Annotated in this window: 20 protein-coding genes; 7 read left to right on the top strand and 13 right to left on the bottom strand. The window is 76.5% G+C overall.

Features of this window, described 5'->3' with window-relative positions:
• The first annotated feature begins 4 nt into the window (after positions 1-4).
• Entirely contained in the window at positions 5-1,096 is a 1,092-nt protein-coding gene (locus EDJALFJO_RS29470) for a glycosyltransferase family 4 protein (RefSeq protein WP_143448863.1), read from the top strand.
• Positions 1,093-3,150 (top strand): alginate lyase family protein, encoded by a 2,058-nt coding sequence (locus EDJALFJO_RS29465; RefSeq protein ID WP_088289896.1) that lies wholly within the window; start codon positions 1,093-1,095, stop codon positions 3,148-3,150. Before EDJALFJO_RS29470 ends, EDJALFJO_RS29465 begins: the two co-directional genes overlap by 4 nt.
• Here the strand turns inward: EDJALFJO_RS29465 and EDJALFJO_RS34630 are convergent.
• Genes EDJALFJO_RS34630 through EDJALFJO_RS29425 form a run of 9 tightly spaced genes read right to left on the bottom strand, consistent with a single transcriptional unit; the run spans position 3,076 to position 13,585 of the window.
• Positions 3,076-3,984, bottom strand: a complete 909-nt coding sequence (locus tag EDJALFJO_RS34630; protein ID WP_158220612.1) for a phosphotransferase family protein — start codon at positions 3,982-3,984, stop codon at positions 3,076-3,078. The two genes, EDJALFJO_RS29465 and EDJALFJO_RS34630, sit on opposite strands and share 75 nt — an antisense overlap.
• The gene (locus tag EDJALFJO_RS34625) at positions 3,981-5,240 is read right to left on the bottom strand and encodes a phosphotransferase family protein (RefSeq protein ID WP_158220611.1); all 1,260 of its coding nucleotides are present in this window, start codon (positions 5,238-5,240) and stop codon (positions 3,981-3,983) included. Before EDJALFJO_RS34625 ends, EDJALFJO_RS34630 begins: the two co-directional genes overlap by 4 nt.
• Complete coding sequence (locus EDJALFJO_RS29455; protein WP_158220610.1) at positions 5,237-5,908, bottom strand: histidine phosphatase family protein; 672 nt, start codon at positions 5,906-5,908, stop codon at positions 5,237-5,239. Before EDJALFJO_RS29455 ends, EDJALFJO_RS34625 begins: the two co-directional genes overlap by 4 nt.
• On the bottom strand, positions 5,905-7,131 hold the full coding sequence (locus tag EDJALFJO_RS29450) for a glycosyltransferase family 4 protein (protein ID WP_158220609.1): 1,227 nt from the start codon (positions 7,129-7,131) through the stop codon (positions 5,905-5,907). The genes EDJALFJO_RS29455 and EDJALFJO_RS29450 overlap by 4 nt, the downstream gene beginning before the upstream one ends.
• The gene (locus EDJALFJO_RS29445; protein WP_088289894.1) at positions 7,128-8,138 is read right to left on the bottom strand and encodes a phosphotransferase family protein; all 1,011 of its coding nucleotides are present in this window, start codon (positions 8,136-8,138) and stop codon (positions 7,128-7,130) included. The genes EDJALFJO_RS29450 and EDJALFJO_RS29445 overlap by 4 nt, the downstream gene beginning before the upstream one ends.
• Positions 8,135-9,214 (bottom strand): glycosyltransferase, encoded by a 1,080-nt coding sequence (locus tag EDJALFJO_RS29440; RefSeq protein ID WP_088289893.1) that lies wholly within the window; start codon positions 9,212-9,214, stop codon positions 8,135-8,137. Before EDJALFJO_RS29440 ends, EDJALFJO_RS29445 begins: the two co-directional genes overlap by 4 nt.
• Positions 9,211-10,422, bottom strand: coding sequence for a hypothetical protein (locus EDJALFJO_RS29435; protein WP_088289892.1), 1,212 nt, complete (start codon positions 10,420-10,422; stop codon positions 9,211-9,213). The genes EDJALFJO_RS29440 and EDJALFJO_RS29435 overlap by 4 nt, the downstream gene beginning before the upstream one ends.
• The gene (locus EDJALFJO_RS29430; RefSeq protein WP_088289891.1) at positions 10,419-12,344 is read right to left on the bottom strand and encodes an ABC transporter ATP-binding protein; all 1,926 of its coding nucleotides are present in this window, start codon (positions 12,342-12,344) and stop codon (positions 10,419-10,421) included. The genes EDJALFJO_RS29435 and EDJALFJO_RS29430 overlap by 4 nt, the downstream gene beginning before the upstream one ends.
• Complete coding sequence (locus EDJALFJO_RS29425; RefSeq protein WP_088289890.1) at positions 12,341-13,585, bottom strand: glycosyltransferase family protein; 1,245 nt, start codon at positions 13,583-13,585, stop codon at positions 12,341-12,343. Before EDJALFJO_RS29425 ends, EDJALFJO_RS29430 begins: the two co-directional genes overlap by 4 nt.
• Positions 13,586-13,851: 266 nt before the next feature.
• Here EDJALFJO_RS29425 and EDJALFJO_RS29420 point away from each other — a divergent pair, with 266 nt between their 5' ends.
• Complete coding sequence (locus tag EDJALFJO_RS29420) at positions 13,852-14,418, top strand: hypothetical protein (RefSeq protein ID WP_143448862.1); 567 nt, start codon at positions 13,852-13,854, stop codon at positions 14,416-14,418.
• Between the two features lie 2 nt (positions 14,419-14,420).
• Here EDJALFJO_RS29420 and EDJALFJO_RS29415 read toward each other — a convergent pair whose 3' ends face one another.
• Both EDJALFJO_RS29415 and EDJALFJO_RS29410 read right to left on the bottom strand, forming a co-directional pair.
• Complete coding sequence (locus tag EDJALFJO_RS29415; RefSeq protein WP_088289888.1) at positions 14,421-15,293, bottom strand: EamA family transporter; 873 nt, start codon at positions 15,291-15,293, stop codon at positions 14,421-14,423.
• Positions 15,294-15,345: 52 nt separating this feature from the next.
• Complete coding sequence (locus EDJALFJO_RS29410; RefSeq protein WP_088289887.1) at positions 15,346-17,025, bottom strand: thiamine pyrophosphate-dependent enzyme; 1,680 nt, start codon at positions 17,023-17,025, stop codon at positions 15,346-15,348.
• A gap of 131 nt (positions 17,026-17,156) precedes the next feature.
• On the opposite strand from EDJALFJO_RS29410, the gene EDJALFJO_RS29405 reads away from it, so the two are divergent.
• The 4 genes from EDJALFJO_RS29405 to EDJALFJO_RS29390 all read left to right on the top strand — a co-directional run bounded on the left by EDJALFJO_RS29405 (position 17,157) and on the right by EDJALFJO_RS29390 (position 20,909).
• Positions 17,157-18,695 carry a GGDEF domain-containing protein gene (locus tag EDJALFJO_RS29405; RefSeq protein ID WP_088289886.1) on the top strand — a complete coding sequence of 513 codons (1,539 nt, stop codon included), beginning with the start codon at positions 17,157-17,159 and terminating at the stop codon, positions 18,693-18,695.
• A 64-nt stretch (positions 18,696-18,759) separates the two neighbouring features.
• Positions 18,760-19,518: a hypothetical protein gene (locus EDJALFJO_RS29400; protein WP_088289885.1), complete on the top strand. Its 759-nt coding sequence runs from the start codon at positions 18,760-18,762 to the stop codon at positions 19,516-19,518.
• A 118-nt stretch (positions 19,519-19,636) separates the two neighbouring features.
• Positions 19,637-20,251: a DUF305 domain-containing protein gene (locus EDJALFJO_RS29395; protein ID WP_198950759.1), complete on the top strand. Its 615-nt coding sequence runs from the start codon at positions 19,637-19,639 to the stop codon at positions 20,249-20,251.
• Positions 20,252-20,255: 4 nt separating this feature from the next.
• Positions 20,256-20,909: a DUF305 domain-containing protein gene (locus tag EDJALFJO_RS29390; protein WP_143448861.1), complete on the top strand. Its 654-nt coding sequence runs from the start codon at positions 20,256-20,258 to the stop codon at positions 20,907-20,909.
• Between the two features lie 149 nt (positions 20,910-21,058).
• Here the strand turns inward: EDJALFJO_RS29390 and EDJALFJO_RS29385 are convergent, their stop codons facing one another.
• Together EDJALFJO_RS29385 and EDJALFJO_RS29380 are read right to left on the bottom strand one after the other, a co-directional pair.
• A complete protein-coding gene (locus tag EDJALFJO_RS29385; protein ID WP_088289883.1) occupies positions 21,059-22,624 on the bottom strand; it encodes a DHA2 family efflux MFS transporter permease subunit in 1,566 nt (521 codons plus the stop codon).
• A gap of 241 nt (positions 22,625-22,865) precedes the next feature.
• Positions 22,866-24,785, bottom strand: a complete 1,920-nt coding sequence (locus tag EDJALFJO_RS29380) for an HNH endonuclease signature motif containing protein (RefSeq protein ID WP_088289882.1) — start codon at positions 24,783-24,785, stop codon at positions 22,866-22,868.
• Positions 24,786-24,897 lie beyond the last annotated feature (112 nt).

The following is a 24,897-nucleotide window of genomic DNA, read 5'->3' as shown; positions in this document are numbered from 1 at the left end:
CGGCGTGCGGGTCGGTTACGTTCTCAAGCGGTTCCCGCGGCTGTCCCAGACCTTCGTGCTCCACGAGCTCCTCGAGCTCGAACGGCGCGGCGTCGACGTCGTCGTCCTCGCCGGCCGGGACGGCGGCGAGGAGCTGACCCACCCGGCCGTGGCGCGGCTGCGCGCCCCCGTCACCTACGTGGGCGCGGACGCCGGCCCGGCCGCCGACGCCGTCGCCGCGGCGGTCGCCGAGCACGGGCTCACCCACCTCCACGCGCACTTCGCCGGCTGGGCGGCCCGGGTCGCGGACGCCGCCGGCACGGCGGCCGGGGTGCCGTTCAGCCTCACCGCGCACGCCACCGACATCTACCGCGCGGACGTCGACACCACCGCCCTCGCGGGCCTGCTCAGCCGCGCCGCCGCGGTCGTCACCGTGACCGACGGCAACGTCGGCGTGCTCGCCGCGATGGCCCCCGGGGCACGGGTCGTGCGCGTCTACAACGGGGTCGACGTCACCGGGATCGCGCCGGGGCCGCGCGCCGCGGACCGCACCCGGACGGCGCTCGCCGTCGGCCGGTTCGTGCCGAAGAAAGGCTTCGACGACCTCGTCCGGGCGCTCGCGGTGCTGCGGGCGCAGGGCGCGGACGTCGCCGTGACGTTCGTCGGCGACGGTCCCGAGCGCGGGCCGCTCACGACGCTCGCGTCGGACCTCGGCGTCGCGGACCTGGTGTCGATGCCCGGCTCCGCGGACGGCGAGGCGGTCGCCGCGGCGATGCGCTCGGCCGCGGTGCTCGCCGTCCCCTGCGTCGTCACCGCGGACGGCGACCGGGACGCGCTCCCGACCGTCGTCATCGAGGCGATGGCGCACGGACTGCCGGTGCTCGCGACCGACGTCAACGGGCTGCCGGAGATGGTCGAGGACGCCGTGAGCGGGGTCGTCGTCCCGCAGCGCTCGCCCGAGGTGCTCGCCGCCGCGCTCGCCCGGCTGCTCGACGACCCGGCCGGCCGGGACGCCCTCGCGACGGCCGCCCGCAGCCGCGCGGAGGCGCTGTTCGACCTGCGCCGCAACGTCGGTGCGCTCGCCGACCTCTACGCCGGTGCCGGGGCCGCCCGGTGACCGGCCCGTACGGCACCGCGCTGCTCACGGACACCTCCGTCGTCCTCCCCGACCCGCCGGTCGCGACGGCCGCGATGCTCGCCGACGCGCAGCGCGTCCTCGCCGGGCGCTGGCTGCTCGTCGGCGAGGAGTACGACCTCGGCCCCGACCCGCACTGGGAGCGGAACCCCAGCAGCGACAAGGAATGGCAGATCGCCCAGCACAAGCACTACTTCGGGCGCAACCTGCTCCACGGGCTGCTCGCGACCGGCGACCCGGCGTACCTCGACGCCTGGGCCCGGCTGCTGCGCACCTGGCTCACCCGGATGGGCACCGGGTTCATCGTCGTCAGCGACGCGCAGGTCGAGGCGCTCCGGCTGCGCTCGTGGGTCGAGTCGCTGCTCCTGCTGCGGGAGGCGCACGGCCGCGGGCTGCTCGACGGCGGGCCTGCCGCGGACGCCGTCGACGACGACCTGCTCCGCGCCTGGGTGCAGCGGATGGGCGACGAGGCGCACTACGTCTCGACGCACCTCAAGCCGGTGCGCAACCACCGGACGTTCCAGCTGCACAGCGTCTTCCTCACCGGGGTCTGCGTGCCTCAGGCCCCGGGCGCGAAAGCCCTTGTCGCCGAGGCGGTCCGGCTGCTCGAGGACAACCTCCTGCGCGAGATCCTGCCCGACGGCGTCCACGTCGAGATGGCGACGCACTACCACCAGCTCGTCGCCGAGACCGCGCTCGACGTCGCGACCCTCGCGGCCCGCAACGGGATCGCGGTCGACCCGGTTCTGCTGCGCCGGATCCATGCCATGACGCAGTGGTCGGCCTGGCTCACGTGGCCGGACGGGCACATCCCGCTCCTCGGCGACTCCGACGACGGCGACCACGCGGCGCTGCTGCTCGGCGCGGGCGCGCTCTTCGACGACCCGGAGCTCACGTGGGCCGGCTCCCGCGGCACCCGCGGCCGCCGGCCGGCCGTGCCGTCCCGGGACTTCCCGGACGCCGGCTACACCGTCCTCACCGACACCACCGACGCGTCCGACCCGGCGGCCGGCGGCAGCGGCTACGAGCAGCGCACGCATGCCCTCGTGGACTCGGCCCTGCTCGGCGAGGGCGCCCACGCGCACTACGACGCGCTGAGCGTCGTCCTGCACTGCGACGGCGCCCCGGCGCTCGTCGACCCGGGCCGCTACACGTACTCGGGCGACCTCGACGCGGACGGCGTCGACTGGCGGCACACGTTCAAGACGACCCGGGCGCACAACACCGTGACCGTCGACGGACGCGACCAGACCCGGTACCTGTCGCGCAACAAGCACGGCCCGGACGCGGTGGTGAGGTCCCGCGCGGTCCATGTCGGGCGGGACGGCGACTGGGTCACCGCGGCCGTCGTCAGCGACGAGTACACCCCGGTCCACACCCGGGTCGTCGTGTTCGTCCGGCGGCAGTACCTGCTCGTCGTCGACCGCGTCGCCCCGCTGCCCGGCGACACCGGCGAGCACACCGCCGAGGTCGCCTGGCACCTGCCGGCGGGCGTCACGGCATCGTTCGCGGACCTGCCGTCGGGCAGCGCCGCCCGGCGCACCGTCGTCACCCGCGGCACCCCGGCCGCGATGCTCCTCGACGTGCCCGCCGGCGCCGACGTCCGCGTCGACGACGGCTGGGTGTCGACGCTGTACGGCGTCAAGCACCCGGCGCCCGTCCTCCGGGCGAACGCTGCCGGCGCCGGCGCCCTGCTCCTCGTCAGCGCGGTCGCGCCGCGGACGACGGGGGTCGAGGTGCTCGGCCTCGCGGCCGCCGCGGGGCCGGTGCCGGCCTGGGACGTCCTCGTCCGGGCCGCCGGCCAGGAGGTCGTCGACCGGATCTGGCTGCCGCCGGCACCGGGCGCCGTCACGACGGCCGACGGGACCGCCGTCGACCTCGCCGGCCGGTTCCTCCTCGTGCGCGCCGACGCGTCGGGCCGCCCGCTGTGGGCGACCGGTGAGGGGGTCACCGGTGTCGTGTCAGGCGTCGGCCTCGACGGGCTGCTCGACCCCGCGGCGGACGGTGCCGTCGAGGACGGCGGCCAGCCGGCCTGACGCCAGCGCGGGCGGGTCGTCGCCCCGGGCGAGCCGGCGCAGCAGCCGGGTGAGCCGGTTGGCGAGCACGAGGTCGGCGAGCACGTCGTCGTCGACCGTGCCGCCGGCGGCGCGGTAGGCCGCGACGGCCGGGCCGGCGGCCTCGCCGAGCAGCCCGACGAGCGGCGCGAGGTCGGCCTCGGGCGGCCCGGACGCCGTCCGGTCCCAGTCGATGAGCCGCACGGAGCCGGTCGTGCGCGCGGTGCCGTCGCCGGTCACGAGGACGTTGCGCAGCGCGAGATCGCCGTGGACGCACGCACGGCCGGCGGCGTCGAGCAGCCGCGGCAGCAGCGCGGTGACGACCGGCGCGACCGGGGCGGTGACCTCCGGGGCGAGCCCGGCGGCCGCGTCGTGCCACCGGACGAGCTTGCGCCCGGTGTGCGCGCGGTCCCAGGGTCGCAGCCCGTCGGTGGGCGCGGAGTGCACCCGGGCGAGGACGCCGCCGAGCGCCGCGAGCGGTGCGGCCCGCTCCTGCGGGGAGAGCCCGTCGAGCCCGTCGCCGTCGACGTGCTCGTGCATGAGGCTGCACGCGCCCTCGTCGACCGCGAGCAGCCGCGGGGCGAGGTCGCCGTGCCGCCCGACGAGGCGGGCCGCGCCGAGCGCCGCCGGGAACTCCTTGCGGCAGAAGAGCTTGACGACCCGGGCCGGGCCGCTGCCGCGGACGAGCACGGTCGCCCGGCGGCCGGGCCGGTGCGCGAGCACCGTGACGTCGCCGGGCGCGGCCGTGCCGAGCAGCGGGGCGAGGCCGGGCAGCGCGTCGTCACGCAGGTCCGGGGCCGCGGAAGGTGCGCTCACACCCTGGCCGGCATCCGGACGACGGCCTCGGCGAGCCGGTCGACGACCTCGGTGGCGCGCGTGCGCGGCGTCGCACAGGTGTGCGCCGCCAGAGCGACCTCCGCGAGCGCGACGAGCCGGGTGCACAGCGCCCCGAGGTCGGGGGCGACGTGCCGGATGCTCGTCTTCACCTGGCGACCGACGAGCGTGCCGGCGAGGTACCACGCGAGGACGTCGCCCCGCAGCGGGGCCGCCTCGGTGTCGTGGGCGACGACGAACGCCCGGGCGAGGGCGGTCGTGTCGGTGCGGCCGGACGAGTCCGAGACGAGCAGCAGCCGGCCGACGAGAACGGCGACGTCCAGCTCCCGGTCGCCTCGACCGAGCTCGTCGAGGTCGAGGAGGACGGGACCCGTGGGACCGACGTGGACGTTCGCCGCGTGCAGGTCGCCGTGGACGACGCCCGTCCCCGGGGCGGGCACCGAGCCGGCGAGCCCGTCGACGACGGCGGCCGCCCGCGGGGCGAGCGCCGGCAGCGCGCGCCCGATGGTGCGCAGGGTCTTGCGCTGCCAGCGGGCGAACGCCACCGGGGCGGTGTGGTCGGCCAGCGGCAGGCCCGGGAGGTCCCGCCCGGCGTCGAGGCGGTGCAGCGCGGCGACCTGGCCGGCGAGGTCCGCGGCGAGGGCCTCGACGGCCTCCGGTCCCACGAGACCGGCGAGCGCGCGGACCAGCGGAGCACCCTCGAGGAGCTCCTCCCGGCGCAGCCCGGCCTCCTCGTCGAGCGAGTCGGGGCGGCTCACCCGGAACGACCGGCCGGGCAGCCCGTGCAGGGCCGCGTGCCGGGAGTGGTTGCGCCGCAACGACTCCACGTCGCCGACCTTGACGACGAGCGGGCCCTGCGGTCCGGTGGCACGCAGCACCGCGCGCCGCCCGGGCAGATACGAGAGGACGTCGTCCGGGCCGGCGCCGGTGCCGCGGACCACCGCCGCGAGCGCGGGCAGCCCCGGGTCGTGCGGGAACGTCCGGACGACGCAGCGCAGGTCTGCGTCCCATCGCTCCCCCGGGCCGAGCAGGGCGGCCGGGGCTCCGACCGGCGGGACGTCACGCGTGACGAGCCGGTCGTCCGGGTCGCGGTGCACGACGTGCAGCGTGCGGCCCGGGTAGTAGTAGACGGCGACCGGCGCCGCACCGGGCACGAGCGGTGCCAGGCACTCCGCGAGGGTCGGGAACGCGGGGTCGGTGTGGGGGGCGGTGCCGTGGCCGGCCCAGTCGACGTTCACGCGCCGACCACCGGGACGGCGGCGGGTGCCGTCCGCAGCCCGCCGGACAGCCGGTCGAGCAGGACGACCGAGCCCGGGGTCGGCCGGTACTCCGGCGTCGCGAGGGCCCCCTCGACACCGCGGCCGAGCAGCGCCGCGTAGAGGAGCTTGTTCACGAGGTGGTGCCCGACGACGACGACGACCGGCCCGTCGACGACCGGCCCGTCGACGACCGCGCCCGGCGCGGCCGGGGCGCCGGGCCCCGCGGGGCCGAGCCCGGCGTCGGCGAGGAACCGCTGCAGCCGCCGCCACGCGTCGGCGGCGCTCTCGCCGCCCGGCACCGGCTCGTCCGGGGGGAGCTTGCTCACCTTGCGGCCGACCTCGGCCTTCTCGCGGCCCTCCCACTCGCCGCAGTCGAGCTCGACGAGGTCGTCGTGCAGGTGCACCGGGACCCCGAGCCGGGCCGCGACGGGCGCCGCCGTCTCCCGGGCGCGGCCGAGCGGGCTGCTCCACAGGGTCACCGCCCCGCCGACGGGCCCGAGCAGGGTGCGGACGGCGTCCGCGGCCGCCGCGGCCTGGCCGCGGCCGACCTCGTCGAGCGGGACGTCGCGGCGGCCGAGGAAGCGGGTGCGGTTCCACGCCGTCCGGCCGTGCCGGACGAGCACGACCGGCGGCAGCGGGGCGGTCACGGCGCGCCCACGGGGAGCGGTTCGGCGGCGGGCACGGGCCGGGACAGCACGTCCCGGTAGAGCACGTCGAGGGCGGCCGCGGCCTCGCCCCAGCCGAGCGTCGCGGAGCGGCCGACCCCGCGCAGCGCGAGGTCGGCGGCCAGCGCCGGCCGGGCGAGCACGTCGGCGACCCCGGCCCGCAGGGCCGCGACGTCGCCGGGCGGCACGAGCAGCGCCGCGGGGCCACCGGACAGCCCGGTGCCGGCGGCCTCGCCGACGCCGCCGACGTCCGTCGCGACGACGGGCCGGCCGGCGGCCATCGCCTCGGCGACCACGAGCCCGAAGCCCTCCCAGCGGGAGGCGAGGACGACGACGTCGAGCGCCGCGTAGACGTCGGGCACGTCGGCCCGGTAGCCGAGGAAACGGACGGCGCCCGCCACCCCGAGCCCGGCGGCCCGGCGCTCCAGGGCCGCGGCGAGCGCGGCGTCGTCCGGTGCCCCGACGAACCACAGCTCGGCGCGCGGGCCGGACCCGCCGGACCCGTTGCGCTGCAGCAGGATCGGCGCGACCGCCTCGAGCACGTCGTCCGGTGCCTTCTGCGCGCAGAGCCGCCCGACGGCACCGATGACGGTCGTGCCGGGCGCGACGCCGAGCCCCTGCCGGACCCGGGCCCCGTCACCGTGCGCGAACCGTTCGGCGTCGACGCCGTTGCGCAGCACGGTGACCCGGTCCGCGCCTACGCCGAGCCGGTCCACGACGTGGTCGCGGACCGACTCCGAGCAGGCGACGAGGTGGTCGGTGCGGGCGGCGAGCCGGCGCTCGAGGTCGAGGTCGGCCGACCCGTCGGACCACTTGTCGTCGTAGTGGTTGTGGTAGTGCGCGACGACCCGGACGCCGGGCACCCGCAGCGCCGCGAGCCGGCCGTACCGGTTGGGCCGCGTCGAGTGCGTGTGGACGAGCCGGACGCCGTCCTGCGCGACCCAGCCCGCCACCGTGTCGACGGCGCGCTCCTTGTCACGGGCGACGTCGGCGGGTACGAGCCGGACGACGACGCCGGCGGCCTGCAGGGCGGCGACGGCGACGTCCCGGCGGACCGGGTCTGCGGTGCGGTCGGTGAGGTAGTACAGGTGCGGGCGCCAGCCGGGCAGGCGGCGCAGCAGCGCGTGCGCGACGACGGGGACGCCCCCGGTGCCGGGGGTACCGAGGACGTGCGCGACGGCAGGGCGGTCGGGCGTGCCGTTCACGAGGCCGCCGCGAGGGTGAGCCGGGCGCGGGTGAGCAGGTCCTCGACGGTGCCCGCCGCGGCGGGCCCGTGCAGCCGCGCCCGCTTGCACGCGAGGCGCAGGTACGTGAAGGCCTCGTGGACGGCGAGCCGGGCCGGCACACCGGTCGTGTCACCGGTGAGGTAGCCGTCGAGCAGCGCCGCGACGGCCGCCTCGGCGCGGGCCGGCGGGTACTTCGCGCGGATCGTCCCGACGAGGTTGCCGACGTCGACCGCGGGGTCGCCGGCGGCGGCGAGGTCCCAGTCGAGCAGCCACGTGCGGTGCTCGTCGAGGAGGACCTGCCCGGCGTGGACGTCGCGGTGCACGAGGCGGGTCAGCGCCGGGTGGTCGTGCGCGGCGGCGAGGACGGCGTCCGCGGTGGCCGTCCCGAACGCGACGAGCCGGCGCTCGAGCCCGGCCGCCGCGAGGTGCTCCGGCTGCGGCAGGACGAGGTCGGCGAGGCAGCCGGCGAGGTCACGGACGGGCAGGTCGAGCCCACCGGCGTCCGCGGAGTGCAGACCCGCGAGGGCGGCGCCGGTGCGCCGGGCCGCGTGCAGGTCGTCGCGGCGCAGCAGGTCGGCGAGCCGGGCCCCCGTGGCCCGCTCCATGAGGACCCGGCCGCCCGCCGCGTCGTCCCGGAGCACCCGCGGGACGGCGAGGTCGCACCGGGCGTGCCGGCCGGTGGGCCCGCCGGTGGCGCTCCCGACGGCGCCGGCGACGACGTGCGCGTACCGCTGGGCGCGGGCGCCGGCGGCGACGAGGGCGGGCGGGCCCGACTTGAGGACGACCGGGTCGCGGTCGGCACCGGGGCCCTCCGGGCGGACGACGGCCACGACGACCGCGCCGGCGCCGGCCCGGTCCGCGCGCACCGAGAGCACCTCGACGAGCCGGACGACGCGGCCGGCGAGCCGGCCGGCGACGGCCTCCAGGCCGGCGACGTCCGCGGCGGGCGGGCCGACGAGCGTGCCGCCGGCCGGGCGGCCGGTCATGCCGCGCCGCCGAGCGCCAGCAGCCCGAGAACGTGCCGGGCGGCGGCCCGGTTGCCCGGGACGAGCCGCGTCGCGAGCGCGGTGCGCCGCATCCGGGCCATGAGGTCCGGGTCGGTGAGCAGGTCCGCGACGCCGGTCGCGACGGTGGTCGGCGCCGGGTCGAGGACGACGGCGCTGCCGGCCCGGGCCAGCTCGAGGGCGCGCTCGGCCTGGTCGTCGAGCCGGCGCCGGCCCGGGACGAAGACGGCCGGGACGCCGAGCAGCCGCAGCTCGCTGACGCTGTTGTAGCCGGCCTCGGAGAGCACGAGGTCGGCGATCGCGAAGAGGTCGACGAGCCGGGGCTCGACGCTCACGACGTGGGCGCCGGGCAGGTCCGGGACCTCGCCGGCGTAGTTCGGCCCGAGGACGACGACGTGCTGGACGCCGTCCGGCCGCAGCCGCCGCACCAGCTCGGCGTGGGTGGCCCGGACCGCCGCGAAGAAGGGGACGGCGGTGTCGGCGAAGCCGCCGCCGCCGGCGGTCGAGACGAGGAGCGGGACCCCGGGCCGCACGGCGTAGCGGGCCCGGACGGCCTCGATGCCGGCCGGCTCGGGGCGCCGGCTGATCGTGCCGGCGAAGACGGTCCGCAGCCGCACCCGCTCCGGCAGGGGCAGCCCGAACTCGGCCTCGGTGTGCGGTACGACGACGGCGTCGCAGCGCTCGAGGAAGCCGCTCGCGAGGATCCGGTCGTGCTCCTCGGGGACCATCTTGCGGAGCACGTGGACGACGCGGGCGCCCGGCGGGACCGGCTCGGCGTCCGGGTCGGCGGGCGCCATCGTGTCGTAGACGACGACGTCTGGCGCGAGCCCGGCAAGCGTGCGCCGCCAGCCGGTCACCGGGTCGTCCGCGTCGACGACGCACGTGACGCCGTCCGGGCAGAACGTCGGCGCCGAGGCGTTGCGGGTGTGCATGACGACGCGGGCGTCGGGGCGCAGCGCGAGCACCTCGCGCGCGATGTTCAGGCCGCGCATGAGGTGACCGAGACCGCGCCGGTTGTGCGACTGGAAGACGACCGTGAGGCCGGCGCCCGCGCTCACCGCCGGCCGCCGACGGCGTCGAGGGCGGCCTCGAGCCGGGAGGCGGTGGCGCCGACCGCGGCGGGGTGCACCCGGTCCTTCGTCGCGAGGAGCGCGGCGTGGTGCAGGTGCGCGGCGAGCAGGTGCCGGGCGAGGCGGTCCCGGTCGAGCCGGCGGCCGAGCACCTCCTCGTAGCCGCCGATGTAGGCCTCGGCGGCCCGGGCGTGCGTCGGGTCGGCGGCGACGCCGTCCGCGAGCGCCGGGACGTCGAAGGCGAGCCCGGCGACGAACATCGCGAGGTCGCGGTACCGGTCGCCGCGGTGCGCGAGGTCGTGGTCGATGACCGTCCACTCCCCCGGGCCGCCGAGCAGGTGGCTCGGGACGAGGTCCCCGTGGCACGTGACGACGTCCCGGGCGTCGACCGGGCCCGGCGCCACCGCGGCGAGCCGGGCGACGGCGCGGGCGAGCACACCGGCGAGGTCGGGCAGCAGCCACGCGGCCCAGGCCGCGCTGCGCTCGGTCGTCGCCCGGACGGCGGCCGGCGTCGGCCCGTCCGGGACGCCGGTCGCGTCGAGGCCGTGGAAGGCGGCGTGGACGGCGCCCGCCTCGGCGAGCATCGGGCCGAGCAGGTCGCCGTGCGCGAGGTCCGCGAGCTCGGCGCCGGGCACGTCGGCCTGGGTGTAGCTCGCGGAGCCGGGGTCGACGCCGAGGAGCTCGGGCACCCGGACCCGCCGGTCCCACTGCGCGGCGGCCTCGACGGCGCGGGCGCGGCGCCAGGAGTCGTCGAGCCGGGACCGGCGCTTGACCTTCACGACGCGGCCGTGCTGCCGGTAGGTGAAGCGGCGCAGCGGCACGTAGCGCAGCACCTCGACCGGACCGGCGCCGGCCGCCGGGCCGGCGAGCGCGGTCGCGAGGGCCGGCAGCTTGGGGTCGTCCGGCACGCGCGACCAGGTGGCGTCCGCGGCGCCGGCCGACCAGTGCGCCGTCCAGGCGTCGAACGTGCCGGTCGCGGTGTCCCGACCCTGGAGCGAGCAGTAGAACCGGTCCGGTGCCCAGCGCCCGTCGCGCAGCCCGCCGCGCAGCTCGGAGACGACCCGGACCCGGCCCTGCGGGAGGTCGGCGAGCCGCTCCGGCAGGGCGCCGAGGAGCCGGCCGACGAGCGCGTCGGCCGGGTGCCCCGCGTCGAGGAAGCCGAACGGGGCCCGGACGCCGACCGACGGCGCGGTCACCAGCGGTCCTGCGGGTGGATCTCGAACGGGTGCGGCGCCGTGGCCCGCCGGGGCGCCGCGGGCAGGTACCCGGGCTCGGGGTCGGGAAGAGTCCGCATCGAGACCGTCGGCAGGGACGCCGTCACCGGCCCGAAGCCCTGCTGGCCGGCGAGCCGGGCGAAGTGCCCGTCGAACCGCAGCAGGTCGCCGGGCGGGCCCTCCTCGACGACGCGGCCCCGGTCGAGGACGACGACGTGCTCGGCCGCGAGCGCCATCGGGACCGAGTGGGTGACGATGATCGTCGTCCGGCCCACCATGAGCTCGCCGAGGCCGTCCATGACCTCGGCCTCGGTGACCGGGTCGAGCCCGGTCGTCGGCTCGTCGAGGAGCAGCACGGCGGGGTCGCGCAGGAGCACCCGGGCGATGCCGAGCCGCTGCCGCTGGCCGCCGGAGAGCCCCACGCCGTTCGCGCCGAGCAGGTGGTCGTAGCCGTCGGGCAGCCGGCTGATGAAGTCGTCGGCGCCGGCGATCCGGGCGGCCGCGACGATGTGCTCGCGGGTGGCGTCCGTGCCGTAGGCGATGTTCTCGGCGATGGTCCCGGTGAGGAGCACGGTGTCCTGCAGGAGGATGCCCACCTGCGAGCGGATCCAGCGCAGCGAGCAGTCCGTGAGCTCGCGGCCGTCGAGGAGCACCCGGCCCGACGTCGGGTCGTAGAACCGGGCGACGAGCGCGCCGATCGTCGACTTGCCGGCGCCCGAGGAGCCGACGATCGCCGTCCGGCTGCCGGCCGGGAAGTACAGGTCGACGCCGTGCAGGACGGGCCGCTGCGGGTCGTACCCGAAGACGACCTCGCGCAGGGCGACGTCCCCGTGCGCCCGCGGGCCGGACCAGGCGTAGGGCCGGTCGGTGAGCTGCTCGTCGGAGGCGAGGACCTCCGCGATCCGCTCCGCGCGGGCGAAGGCCTTCGAGATCCGCCCGGTGTGCTTGGCGATGTCCTTGAGCGGTCGGTAGAGCCGCCGGGCGTACTGCGCGAAGACGACGAGGGAGCCGGCGCTCAGCTCGCCGCGGGAGACGCGCCAGCTGCCGAGGAGGATGACCACGGCCATGGCGACGGCGCCGATGACGTCGACGAACCCGGCGAACCGGGCCTCGATGACCGCGACCTCGATGCCGCTGCGCTGCCGCGCCTCGCTCTGGGCGCGCACCTTCTCGTGCTCCATCGCCTCGGTGCCGCTGGCCTGGACGAGCCGGATCGAGGAGAGCGTCTCGGCGGCGAGGGAGGCGATGTCGCCGTCGCGGGCACGCTGCTTCTTCGCCGCCGCCCGGACCTCCCGCCGGAAGTGCCGGGTCACGAGGGCGAGCAGCGGGACGACGGTCGCCAGGACGAGCCCGAGCAGCGGGTCGAGCCACACCGACAGCGCGAGCATGCCGACGACCATGAGCAGCGACTGCGCGATCGCGCCGAGCGAGTCGCTGAAGATCTCCCCGACCCGGTTGGCGTCCTCCGTCATCCGGGTCACGAGGTCGCCCTTGGGGCGGCGGTCGTGGAAGGCGATGGACAGCCGCTGGAGCTGCTCGTAGGTCCGGATCCGCAGGTCGTGCGCGATCCGCTCGCCGGCCCGGCGCAGCCACAGGTCGCCGGTGTAGACCCCGACCGCGTTGACGAGCGAGATGCCGACGGTCGCGACCGCGACGAGGACGAGCACGCGGATGTCGGCCGGGGTGAACGAGAACGCCGTCGTCCGGCCGGCGACGACGGCGTCGATGACCCACTTGAGCGGCCACGGCGCGGCGAGGTCGGCGAGCGTCACGAGGACGGTGGCGCCGGCCGCCCCGCCGAGGGCGCCGCGGTGGTCCCGGGCGACGCGGCCCATGAGCCGGCGGGCGGCGCGCTGCGGCGTGGTGGAGTCCAGGGAGCCGCTGCTCGCGCGTCGGGCGCTCATCGGTCGAGCACCGCGTCGGCCTGGGCGAGGAGGATGCGCCCGGCGCGCGCGGCGCCGTCGGTGTCTCCGAGACCGGCGGCCGAGCGGGGCCGGACGAGCAGCCGGTCGAGGGCGGCGCGCAGCGCGCCGGCCTCGAGGGTGTCCGGGTGGAGCATGTCGACCAGCCCGGCGGCGGCGAGGCCCTCGGCCCGGATGAGCTGCTCGCCGCTCGGGCGCACCCGCGGCACGAGGAGCGCCGGGGTGCCCGCACGGACGAGCTCGGAGACGGTGTTGTAGCCGGCCATCGCGACCGCGGCCCGGGCGTGCGCGGCGACCGCGGCGAGGTCGTCGCGGGAGACCTGGACGGTGACGTCGAGGCCGGCGGCGCGGGCCCGCAGGTCCTCGACGTCCTCGGCGGGCATGAGCGGGCCGGCGACGAGCAGGGCCGGGACAGGCAGCGGGCGCTCCCGGACGGCCTCGACGAACGCCTTCGCGAGCGGGTAGCCGTCGACCCCGCCGCCGAACGTCGCGAGGACGTAGTCGGCGGGCAGGTCCTCCGGGCGCTGCTCGGCCGGGGCGGCGCCGACGAACCCGACGTGCTCGACGGGCGGCAGCGGGCGGTCCCAGCGGACGCAGTCGAGCATGTCGAGGCTCGACTCCGGGCCGTAGACGAGCACCTGGTCGTAGAGGGTCTCGAGGACCTCGCCGTGCCGGCCCTCGTCCCAGCGCCGGCGGACGACCTCCGGGGAGTCCTCGATGTCGCGCAGCCCGAGGACGACGCGGGCGTGCCCGGCGCGGACCTCGCGCAGCGTGTCCTCGAGCTCCGAGCTGACCCCGAGGGGCAGCTTGTCGACGACGACGACGTCCGGGTCGAACTCGCGGGCGATCGCGGAGGCGACCGAGGCCCGGACCCGGGACAGGTGGCCGGCGTCGACGCCGAGCGACCGGGCGGCGTAGGCGCCGTCGCCGTCCCGGCCCATCGCCGGGAGCTTGACGATGTCGACGCCGGCGGGCAGACCGTGCGGCACGTACTGCGAGCCGGTGACGATGAGCGCCGTGGCCGACGGGTCCTCGGCGCACACGGCCGCCGCGAGGGTCAGGCAGCGCTGCAGGTGACCGAGGCCGACGCACTCGTTGGTGAAGAACAGGAACCGGGCCCGGCGACGGCGGGGCGTCGCGTGCGCGGGGACATCGTCGTCTCCGGGTGCGGGCGCCGGGATCGCGATCCGCGTGCGCGGAGCGTCACCAGCTACGACCGACATGAACGACGTCCCTCCACCTGCGGGCGCCCCAGCGGCGTCCACGGTCCTCAGACTCCTGAGGTGCTCGTAGAGGGTTCAATTGCCCGATGGTCCTAGTCCACCCGGAGGACACCTGGGACCGTGCCCCGGACGGGTCCGGGACGTGACGGCGATCACGCCGTTCGTCACCGAGCGCTCGCGAACCCTCAGGTCCGGGCCGCGCCGGCCGAGAGGAGAGAGCGAGCGGGAGCGCACCCCGCGCGGTCCCGGAGCCGAGGGGGTGGGAGATGACCGTGGACGTCCTGGCCGTGATGGCCGACGCGTACCGCGAGGGCGGGCCCTGGGACCCCCAGGTCGTCGTCCGCGACTTCCTCCTGACGATCCCCCGCCACCATGTCGAGCAGCAGCTCGCGGCCCTGCTGGACGACGGCACGGTGTCCCCGGGCGACCCGGGCAAGGTCCGCCTCACGCTGCGGACCCGGGTGTCCCTCTTCAGCCGGCCGATGCTCATGGGCTGGCTGCACACCGCGCACCGCCGCCCGCCGGGCGGCCACGAGCTCGCCGCGCTCGTCGCGATCCGCTCCGAACTGCGCGAGGTGTGCTCGTACTGCCTCGTCGCCCCCGAGGAGGACGGGCTCGCCCAGCGGGCCGTCGAGATCGCGGCCGTCCTCGCGACCGTCGACCTGGACCCGCGGGCCATGGACGTCGCGGCAGGTCTGCCCGGCACGGCGCGCAGCCAGGTCGCGTCCCTCACCGAGGGCGCGGAGGCGTCCTGCTCGTCCATCGCCGAGCTCCAGGCCCGGGCCCGCCGGCACATCGCCTCCTACCGGGAGGCGCACCACCGGGTGCGCTGACGTCAGCCCCCGACCGCCGACAGCGCGGTCACACCGACGACGATGAGCCCCACCCCGACGACCTGGAGCCGGCCGAGCCGTTCCCGGAAGAGCACGAACGCCAGGACGGCGGCCAGCGGCGCGTACTGGGAGGCGACGACCGCGGTCACTGCGGTGCTCTCGCGGGCGCCGAAGGTGAACGTGAACGTGCCGAGCACCTCGACGAGCCCCGCCGCGAGGACGTAGGGCAGCGCCTCGCGGGACAGCCGCAGCCGGCGGCCGAGGGCGAGCGGCGCGGTGACCCCGACGACGCCGACGACGCGGGCCGACAGCACGATCCACGCCGCGGGGACGGCGCCCTGGATCCGGCCGTTCGCGAACAGGCCGAGCCCGAAGATGACGGCGGCGGTCACCGCGAGCAGGACGGCACGGACGGGCCGCTCGTGCTCGACCGGCGCCGGGTCCGGTGCGACGGCGGCCACGACGACCCCCGCGACGATCGTCGCGAGCAGGACCGCCACGACGAGCTCGACGGAGTCGCCGAAGAGGGCCGCGATCACCGCGGCGACGGCGCCCTCGGCCGCGACGACCGGCGACACGACACCGACCTTGCCGACCCGGAACGCGGCGTACGCGGCGACGAGGCCGAGGACGTTGCCGAGCCCGACGACGAGGAGCAGCCCCCAGGTCCGGGCGCTGACGCCGCCTGTGCCGGTCACCGGCGGGCCGGCGCCCCCGACGTCGAGGACGACGAGCGGGACGACGAGGACGAGGCCGACGAACATGACCCACGCGACGGTCGACCACTGCCCGAGCACCCGGGCCGCCCGCGACGAGCAGAGCGTCGCGGCGGCCCAGCAGACCGCGGTCGCCAGGCCCCACCAGATCGCGTGCACCGCCGCACCCTAGTGGTCGTCCGGTCATCCGACACGGCGGTCCGCGGGTCGGTCAGCGGACCAGCCCGGAGAGCCGCACGCCGGGCACGAGGACGTCCGGGTCGGTCCGGACGGCGACGACCCGCGGCGCGTCGAACCGGGTCGCCGCGGCGAGCACGTCGTCGAGGTCGCCCGGGTCGGTGACGGTCACGCCGTCCGCGCCGAGCGAGCGGGCCAGCGCCGCGACGTCGACGGGGCCGATGCCGGTGGCCGCCGTCCGCCCGAAGCGACGGGCCTGGTGCATCGCGATCGTCCCGTACGAGCCGTTGACGAAGACGACGCAGAGCACCGGCGCCCCGACCCGGACGGCCGTCTCGAGCTCGACGGCCGTCATGAGGAAGCCGCCGTCGCCGGCGAGCGCGACAACCGGCCGGCCCGGCGCGGCCAGGGACGCCCCGATCGCGGCGGGCAGCCCGTAGCCCATGGCGCCGGAGACCGGGCCGAGCTGGGTGCGCGGCCGGGTGAAGCGGCGGTAGCGGTGGGCGAAGACCGAGAAGTTGCCCGCGTCGTTCGTCACGACGGCGTCCGCGGGCAGGTGCCGCTCGAGCGCGGCGACGACCTCGACGGGGTGGACGCCGCCACCCGGGGACGCGTCGTGCTGCCGGGCCGCCCGCACCTCGGCGGCTGCCGCCTCCGCGTCGCTCGAGCGCAGGTAGGCCGCGTGCCCGGACGACCAGTCGACCGCGCCTGGTCCCGCACCGTCCCGGCCCGGCAGCCCGGCGAGAGCGCGGGCGAACGCGCCGACGTCGGCCCGGACGGTCCACGCGAGGTGCACCGGGACGGTGAGGGTCCGCGGGTCGAGGTCGACGTGGACGACCCGGGCGGACGGCGCGGGGAGCGTGAACCCCTGCGACGTCGTGTCGCCGAGCCGGGTGCCGAGGGCGAGGACGACGTCCGCGTCGCGGAGCGGGCCGAGCAGCTCGGGGGCGGTCCGCAGCGTGAGGTGCCCGAGGTAGGCGGGGTGGTCGTTGGAGAAGGCGTCCTGGCGGCGGAACGCGGTGTAGACGCCGAGGCCGAAACGTTCGACGAGGGCGAGGACGTCGTCCCACGCGCCCTGGGCACCGGAGCCGAGGACGGCGACCGGGCGCCGGGCGGTGCGCAGCAGGGCGGCGATCTCGGCCGCGTCGGCCGGCTCCGGCCCGACGGCGGCGACCCGGCCGGGGACGACCTCGGGGCCGCCGTCCGGGGCCGGGCGGGCCAGCACGTCCGCGGGCAGGGCGACGACGGCCGGTCCGGGGCGTGCGGTCGTCGCGGCCCGGTGGGCGCGGGCGGCGACCTCGCCGGCGCGGGCCGGGTCGTGAAGGGTCTCGCCGTGCACGCTCACCTGCGCGAAGAACGCCGGGAGGTCGACCTCCTGGAACGCCGCGCGCCCCAGGGCCGACTGCTCGACCTGGCCGCACAGCACGACCATCGGCGTCGCGTCCTCGAACGCCGTCCCGACGCCGACCATGAGGTTCGCGGCACCGACCGACCGGGTCGCCATCGCGACGGCGGGGCGGCCGGTGAGCTTGCCCTCGGCCTCGGCCATGAAGGCCGCCCCGGACTCGTGCCGGGTCGAGACGAGCTGCAGGTCCGGGTGCTGCTCGACCGCGTCGAGCACCTCGAGGAAGCTCTCCCCCGGCACGGTGTAGAACCGCCGGACGCCACGGGACGCGAGCGTGTCGACGATGGCCTGTCCGGCGGTCCGTGGCATCCGCGGATGATCCCAGCGTCCTGCGCCCGGTCCCCGCCGCGTCCCGGACGGCGGAACAGCCCGGCGGGGGCGTCCCCGCCCGGTGGGCCGACGGGCTCAATGTCAGGCCCCGGGGCGCCGACGTCAGGGGAATGGGCGGGTCCCGCGACGGACGACCGGCAGCGCTGCTGCTCGGTCTCGTCGTCGCGCTCGCCGTCCCGATGGCCGTCGCACCGTCGAGCGGCGTCGCGAACGCCGCGTACCTCGTCGGCCTGACGCTCGTCGTCGCCGCCGTGTGGTGGGGTGCCCGGCAGCGCGTGCCGGGGCGGCGGTCCTGGGTGCTCGTGGCGCTCGTGGCCACCTGCTGGCTCGCGGGCGACACCGTGCAGCGGGTCCTCGGGGCGTTCGGCGTCCCCGACGACACGGTCGGCCTGCCCGACGTGTTCTGGCTGGCCTCGTACCCGCTGCTCGCCGCCGCGGTCGTCTCGATGATCCGGGCCCGGGGGCTGCCCCGGTCGGTCGTCCGCGAGATCCGGCTCGACGTGCTCGTCGTCGCGGGTGGCGCGGCGATCGCGGCCTACCACCTGCTCGTCCAGCCGAACCTCGGCACCGGCCAGCCGATCCTCTTCTTCCTCGTCGGGACGCTCTACCCGCTCGGGGACGTCGTCGTGTTCGGGCTCGCCCTGACCCTCGTCATGGCCCCCGGACGGCGCGGCGCCGCGACCGCCCTGTTCGTCGGCTGCCTCGGGCTCACGCTGCCGCTCGACTTCGTCATCGCGCTCCTGCCGACCGTGGCACCGCACCTCGACACGTCCCGCCTCGACGGTGCGCTCCTCGTCGTCAACGGCCTGCTCGCGGCCGCGGCCGTGCACCCCGGCCGCGCGGAGCTCACCGAGGCCGTCCCCGGCCTCGCCGGCCACGGGATGCGGCGCTGGCGGATCGTCCTGCTCGGGACGTCGCTCACCGGCGTCACCGTGGCGAGCGCCTTCCCGGGCGTCGGGGCGCAGGACGTCGTCCCGACGGTCTGCGCGGCCGTCGTCGTCTCGCTCACGGTCGTCGTGCGGTTCTACCGGGCCGTGCGCGACCAGGAGGTCGCCGAAGCGGCCCTCGCGCACCAGGCCCACCACGACCAGCTCACCGGGGCGGCCAACCGGCTGCTCCTCATGGACCGGCTCGCCGGCACGGTGGGGTCGGTCGACCGCACCGCACCGGACGTGAGCAGCACGGCGCTCGTCTTCGTCGACCTCGACGGGTTCAAGGCCGTCAACGACCGCCACGGCCACCCGGCCGGAGACGCCGTCCTGCGCTGCGTCACGACCCGCCTGCGGGGCCTGGTCCGGGCCGGCGACACCGTCGCCCGGGTCGGCGGCGACGAGTTCGTCCTGCTCTGCCACGACGTCGCCGGCGCGGACGCCGTGGCGCTCGGCGAGCGCGTCGTCGCGGCCGTCCGCGAGCCGTTCATCCTCGACGGGGTGGCCGACGGGGTGGCCGGCGGGGTGCCGGTGAGCGTCGGGGCCAGCGTCGGCGTCCTGCTCGTCGGCCCGGACGCCGGGCCGCGGCTGCTCGTCCGCGGCGGGCCACAGGCGGCGCTGCAGGCCGCCGACGACCTGCTGCGCCGGGTCGACACCGCGATGTACGAGGCCAAGCGCAGCGGCGGCGGGGTCCGGACGGCGGAGCCGGTCGGGTCCTGACCGGCTCCGCTCACCCGACCCGGACGGATTTGCCGGTCCCGCCGTCCCCGGCCACAGTGACGCCATGACCGCAGAGACCGGGCCCTCGCGCCAGCAGGTCCTCGAGTGGGCCGTGTGCGGGATCGCCGCGGCCGGCGCCCGCTTCGTGCCCGTGCCGTTCCTCGACGACGTCGTCCGCGACCGTGCGACCCTGCTCGCCGTCTCCCGGACGGTCCGGGCCCACGGCCGCACCTACGACCTGGACCTCGTCGAGCCCCTCACCGACCCGAAGGGCATCCGCCGCGGCCTCATGGCCCGGCTGGCCGGCGTCCCCGGCAAGCTCCTGCTCTTCCCTGTCCGCAAGTACGTCGCCATCGCCCGGCTCGTCCGCGGCGGCCCCGCCGACGTGCTCGCCGTCGTCCTGCTGGGCCGCAGCGTCGACCGGGCCCTCGACCGCGGCCTGCTCGCCGGCCCGGACCCGGCGACACTGCACCGGGAGTCGGTCGCCGTCCGGCGGGCCTTCGAGGACGCCGAGAAGAACGCCGACCTGCGGCTCGTCGCGGGTGCGCTCGCGGACGGGCTCGTCGGCGTCAAGGAGCTCGGCCGGGCCGCCGTCGAGACCTCCCGCCGGCTCCTCGACCGCGACCAGGGGCCGAAGGAGCGGGAGCACACGGTCACCGAGGCAGCCGACACGGAGGGCCCGGTCCGCGAGGGGGCACTGCGCGTCGAGGAGACGCTGCGCCGGCCGGAGGTCGTCGCCGAGCTCGCCCGCTTCGACGCGACGTTCGACGCCCGGCTCGCCCACCACCTCGGCGGCGGTGCGGTCACCTCACCGCCGGTCTGATCCGCGTCGGGCCGTCACGGACCGAGCTGCCCGGTCGTCGACCGCGCCTGCGGGCGAACGCCGTCCGCAGGCGCGACAGTAGGAGGGCGCACCGTCCCCGAACCGAGGAGCTCGTCCCGTGTCGTCCCGCCGCGTCGCCCTGACCGCCGCCGGCCTCACCCTGGCCGCGACCCTCACCGCCTGCGGAGGTGGCTCCGGCACGACGGGGGCCGCCGGGTCCGCGTCTGCCGCGCCGTCGACCGCCGCACCCGCCACCCCGGCCGCCGATGCCCGGGCCGCCGACGTCATGTTCGCGCAGATGATGATCCCCCACCACGAGCAGGCGGTGGAGATGGCCGACCTCGCCCTCGCCCCCGCGGCGGGGGCGGGCACCGACGTCACGGCCCTCGCGACGAGGATCAAGGCGGCCCAGGCGCCGGAGATCGCGACCATGGGCGGCTGGCTGTCGGCCTGGGGCGCCGAGGCGGACGACGACATGGGCGGGATGCACCATGGCGCGTCGATGCCCGGGATGATGAGCGACGAGGACATGTCCGCGCTCGGCGACGCCCGCGGCGCCGCCTTCGACCGGATGTGGCTGACGATGATGGTCGCCCACCACGAGGGCGCGCTGACGATGGCCGACGACGTCCTGGAGACCACCCAGGACCCGCAGGTCCGCAGCCTCGCCGAGGCGGTCGTGTCCGGGCAGACCGCCGAGATCGCGACCATGAAGTCCCTCCTGGCAGGCTGAGCCGGTGCGCGCGTCCACCCGCGGCCCGTCCGCCGTCCCTGCTCCCGCCGTCCCTGCTCCCGCCGTCCCTGCTCCCGCCGTCCCTGCTCCCGTCGTCGCTGTGCTCGTCGCCGCGTCGCTGCTCGCCGGCTGCGGCGGCGCGTCCGGTGCCGCAAGCGCGCCGGCGGCGGCCACGAGCGTTGCCGCCGACCCGGCGGCCACGAGGCAGCAGGACGTCGCCTTCGCGACGGCCCTCGCCGAGCACCACCACCAGACGCTCCAGCTCGTGGGGCTCGCCGCGGAGAAGGCGGGACGGACCGAGGTGCTCGACCTCGCCGGCCGGGTGCAGACGGCGAGCGACGCCGGGCTGCGCGAGGTCCAGGCGCTGCTCGAGGGCTGGGGCGAGCCGGTCCCGCACATCGAGGGGCACACCGACCTCGGTGACTCGATCCCCGGTGTGCTCGACGCGGAGGCGCTCGCCGCCCTGCGTGCGAGCGAGGCGGGCGCCTTCGAGACGACGTTCCTCGCCACGCTCGCGACGCACCAGGCGAAGGCCGTCGCGCTCGCCGAGCGGCAGGTGGCGTCCGGTGGGGACCCGGAGGCGCTACGGGTCGCGGCCGCCACGCTCGAGGAGACGAAGGCCCAGCTCGTCGACCTGGCCGCCGTCCGCGGCGGCTGACCCGTCCGCCGCTGACCCGTCCGCCGCTGACCCGTCCGCCGCTGACCCGTCCGTCACACACGACGAGGCGGCGGGGACCCGAAGGTCCCCGCCGCCTCGTTCACGTCATCCGGCCGGCCGGCGTCAGCACCGCCGACGCGGTGCCGTCGTCAGTGGAGCACCACCGGCGGCGCGGCGGGGTCGACGTCGTCGAGCAGGTGGGACTCCTCGTGCTTGCGCGGCAGGAACATCGCCGGCACGAGGGTGAGCGCCACGAGGATCCCGGCGACCCAGTAGGTGTCCGCGAACGCCTGCGCGGCGTCCGCGAGGCCCTGGGTCACCGCGCCCTGGCCGCCGATCTTGTCGACGAGCGACGGGTCCCGCCAGGTCGCCGTCGCCGGACCGGCGAGCGGGGAGTCCTTGAGGTTGTTCGTCAGCAGGACCGACATGATCGCGACGCCGACCGAGCTCGCGATCTGCTGGACGATGTTCAGCAGGGTCGACCCGCGGGCCACCTCGTGCGACGAGAGCGTCCGCAGGGCGGAGGTCATGATCGGCATCATCGTGCCGCCCATGCCCAGGCCCATGACGAACAGGATCCCGATGAGCACGGGGTAGGACGTCGTCGACGTGATCTGGGTCAGCGCGAACATCGCGCCCGTGATGACGACGAGGCCGAACGGGACGATCCGGCCGACGGGGAACTTGTCGGAGAGCGCGCCCGCGATCGGCATCGTGACCATGGCGCCGATGCCCTGCGGGGCGACGAGCAGGCCCGCGTGCAGGGTCGACTCGCCCCGGACGATCTGGAAGTACGTCGGCACGAGGAGCAGGCCGCCGAAGAACGCGGCGCCGAAGAGGAACATCGTCGCCGTGGCGCTGCTCAGGTTGCGGTTGCGGAACAGCCGCAGGTCGAGCAGCGGGTGCGCCGGGCGGAACGTGTGCCAGACGAAGACCGCCATGAGCAGGACGCCGACCGCCATCGGCACGTAGACCTTGGGGTGGTTCATCGAGCCCTCGCCGGGGATCGACGAGATGCCGTAGAGGAACGCCGCGAGGCCCGGCGACATGAGCGCGACGCCGAGCAGGTCGAGCGACTCGGTGGGGTGCGGCGAGTCCGACGGGAGCGCGAACCACGCGTAGACGAGGGCGACCACGCCGATCGGGGCGTTGATGAGGAAGATCCAGTGCCAGCTCGCGTTGCTGATGAGCCAGCCGCCGAGGATCGGGCCGCCGATCGGGCCGAGGAGCATCGGGATGCCGAGGATCGCCATGAGGCGGCCCATCCGGGCCGGCCCCGCCGCCTTCGTCATGATCGTCATGCCGAGCGGCATGAGGAGGCCGCCGCCGAGGCCCTGGAGCACCCGGAAGCCGATGAGCATCTCGATGGACGAGGCGCTCGCGCAGAGCGCGGACCCGGCCGTGAAGAGCACGAGGGCGAGCATGTACAGCCGCTTGGTGCCGAACCGGTCGGCCGCCCAGCCTGTGAGCGGGATGACGGTCGCCAGGGCGAGCGTGTACGCCGTCACCGTCCACGCGACCGTCGAGTAGGCGATCGGGGCGGCCGGCGAGTCGGCGAAGACGTTCTGGAAGGTCGGGAGGGCGACGTTCACGACCGTGATGTCGAGGATCGACATGATCGCGCCGAGCACGACGACGCCGGCGATCTTGAGCACCGCCCCGTCGATCTTGTCGGGGTAGGCGGTCTGGGCGGGAGCTGACACGGGAGACCTCATCGGCTTGGTTCGTGCGCGGCCGGGGCCTCGACCGCGGGTGATGCCCGGGAGACTCGGGCTCGAGCGGATCCTAATCGGCGGTGGTGACAGTCCCGTGAACCATTTTCCGGCCGGGCGCGATTCCCGGTCGCCGGGTCCGATCCCGGCGGTGGACCCTCAGAGCCCCAGAAGGGTCCGGGGGTCCGACGCCGCGCAGGTACTCGGCGGCCGCGGCGGGGCGGTCAGACGCGCCGGTGGGCGATCAGAACGGAGGCGGGTCCTGCGGGCCGGCCGAGGTACGGGCCGGGGACGACCGCGAAGGCAGCGGGGCGTGCGGGAGTGCCGTCCAGGTGCGTCCGGTCCGGGTGAACCAGGTGGTCGTGCCGGGCGGCTCGCCGGGGCGGTGGCGTCGCTGGGGGACGAGGAGTCCGGCGGTCTTGAGCCGGTGGCACGCCCTGCACAAGGGGCGCGTGTTGCACTCGCACGTCGCTCCGCCCTGGGCGTAGGGGGTCTGGTGGTCCACGTCGCAGCGCCAGGAGGCTTTCTCGCAGTGCGGTCCGGTGCACGTCGGGTGCGCGTGTTCGAGCAGCAGCTTCAACCGTTCACTCGCGACGTACCCTGGGCTGAAGGTGTTCTTCCCGACCCCGAGCACGGTCCCGTGCTCACCGTCGACCACGAGACACCGGAAGACGCCGTTCCTGGCGAGGTCACGGACCGCGTCGGCGGGGATCGGCCCGTAGCCCTGGAGGGTGCCGGGGTCGTTGACCAGGCCCATGAGGGTCTCGGCCGAGACGGTCACGTTGACGGCGACCTGGACATCGGGCCAGGTGGTGGTGAACCACTCAGGTACGGCGTCCGCGTCGGTGCTTCCGGCGCCCGCCTCGGCGTCGGCAGATGCGGCACTGCCGCTCGTGCCGCGCGGACGGCTCGGACCGCTCGTGCTGGTCGCGTCATCCGGGCCGGTCGTGGAGGTGGCCGCCGGGCCAGGCACGGCTGTCGTGGAGCCGGTGGGGACGCACCCGGGCGGGACGGGCAGGACGTCGGCGGGGACCGGGAGGTAGCCGCTGGTGCAGCCGGTGACGAACAGGTCGTGGCGGAGCTGGTCCAGGGTCCGCGGGTCGCCGTGCTGCCTGAGGTACCGGGCGGCGGCGTCCAGGCCGTTGTACGCGGCGGTGACCGCCTCACCCGGCCCGACCGCCGTGAACAACGCAGCCCCGTCGTCGGTGGTCTGGATGCTCACCCGACGGCCCTTCCGGTTACGCCGGCGGCGCCGGGCCTCCGCGTCCGCGTCGACCGCGAGCACCGCCGCGGTCAGGGCGGTGTCGAAGCGTCGGGTGCCACCATCGAGCAGTCCGGGTGTGGCGTAGAGGAGCCGCTCGACGGCTTGCACGGCCTCGGCGGTCAGCGCCCGGGTCCGGGACACGACCATCCGCAACCGCGGCCAGTCGAGCCGACCCTGCTCCAGGACCTGCGCCGTCAGCGGCAACCGCTCGGCGATGACCAGCGCGGTCGCGGCGTCGACCAGCGCGGCGGCCCTGCCCTGGGTGATCCCGGCCGCGACCGCGAGCTCGAGCGCGACCGACCCGTCGACCAGGACGTCCTGGTCGTCCGTCAGCAACCGCCCCGACCGGGTCCGGCGCGGCAACGACGGGGTCCGCCCGATGAAAGCCCGAACGACCTTCGCGGCCAGAGCGACCTGCAGCCACAACGCATGGTTCTCCACCCGCCGCGCCGCCGCGAACCCCGAGATCGCGCCGTCCGCCAGCTCGTCGACGAACCCCTCCACCGCGGCCTGCCCCGGCGTCCAGGCCGCGGCCCCGTCCAGGACCTCCAGCACCACCGCGAACGACCCGAGCCCGGGTGCACCGTCGAGAGCGACCCGCCGCTCGACCGCGCCACGCCGGTCATCGGCAGCCACCTGCGCGGACAGCGCATCAAGGTCAGCGTCCCAGTCCCGCTGCGCCGCACCCGGATCCGCCCACCACTGGTCCACCAGCCGCCGCGCGTGAGCATCCGCGAGCGCCCACTGCCGGGCCTCGTCCTCACCTGGGCAGTCCGCCAGATCGACCGCGGTCAGCCGGATCACACCACCCAGCGGATCCGCCGCGAGCAGGTCGCCGAGACCGGCGCCGAGACCGGCGTCACCGACCCCGGCTCCACGCTGCGACACCCGCTCGACCATGATCCGATCCTACGACAGACCAGATCATTTGTCGAACACATGTACTGCATATTTGCTTAACACCAGTTGCTTGATTCGGCTTGCTGCTCATGGGGTTTGAGTAGCTGGTGCA

It is taken from the genome of Kineosporia sp. A_224 (assembly GCF_002198655.1).
Lineage (GTDB): Bacteria > Actinomycetota > Actinomycetes > Actinomycetales > Kineosporiaceae > R-H-3.
The sequence above is the reverse complement of the archived record's forward strand: the minus strand, read 5'-3'. Positions and strand labels throughout refer to the sequence as shown.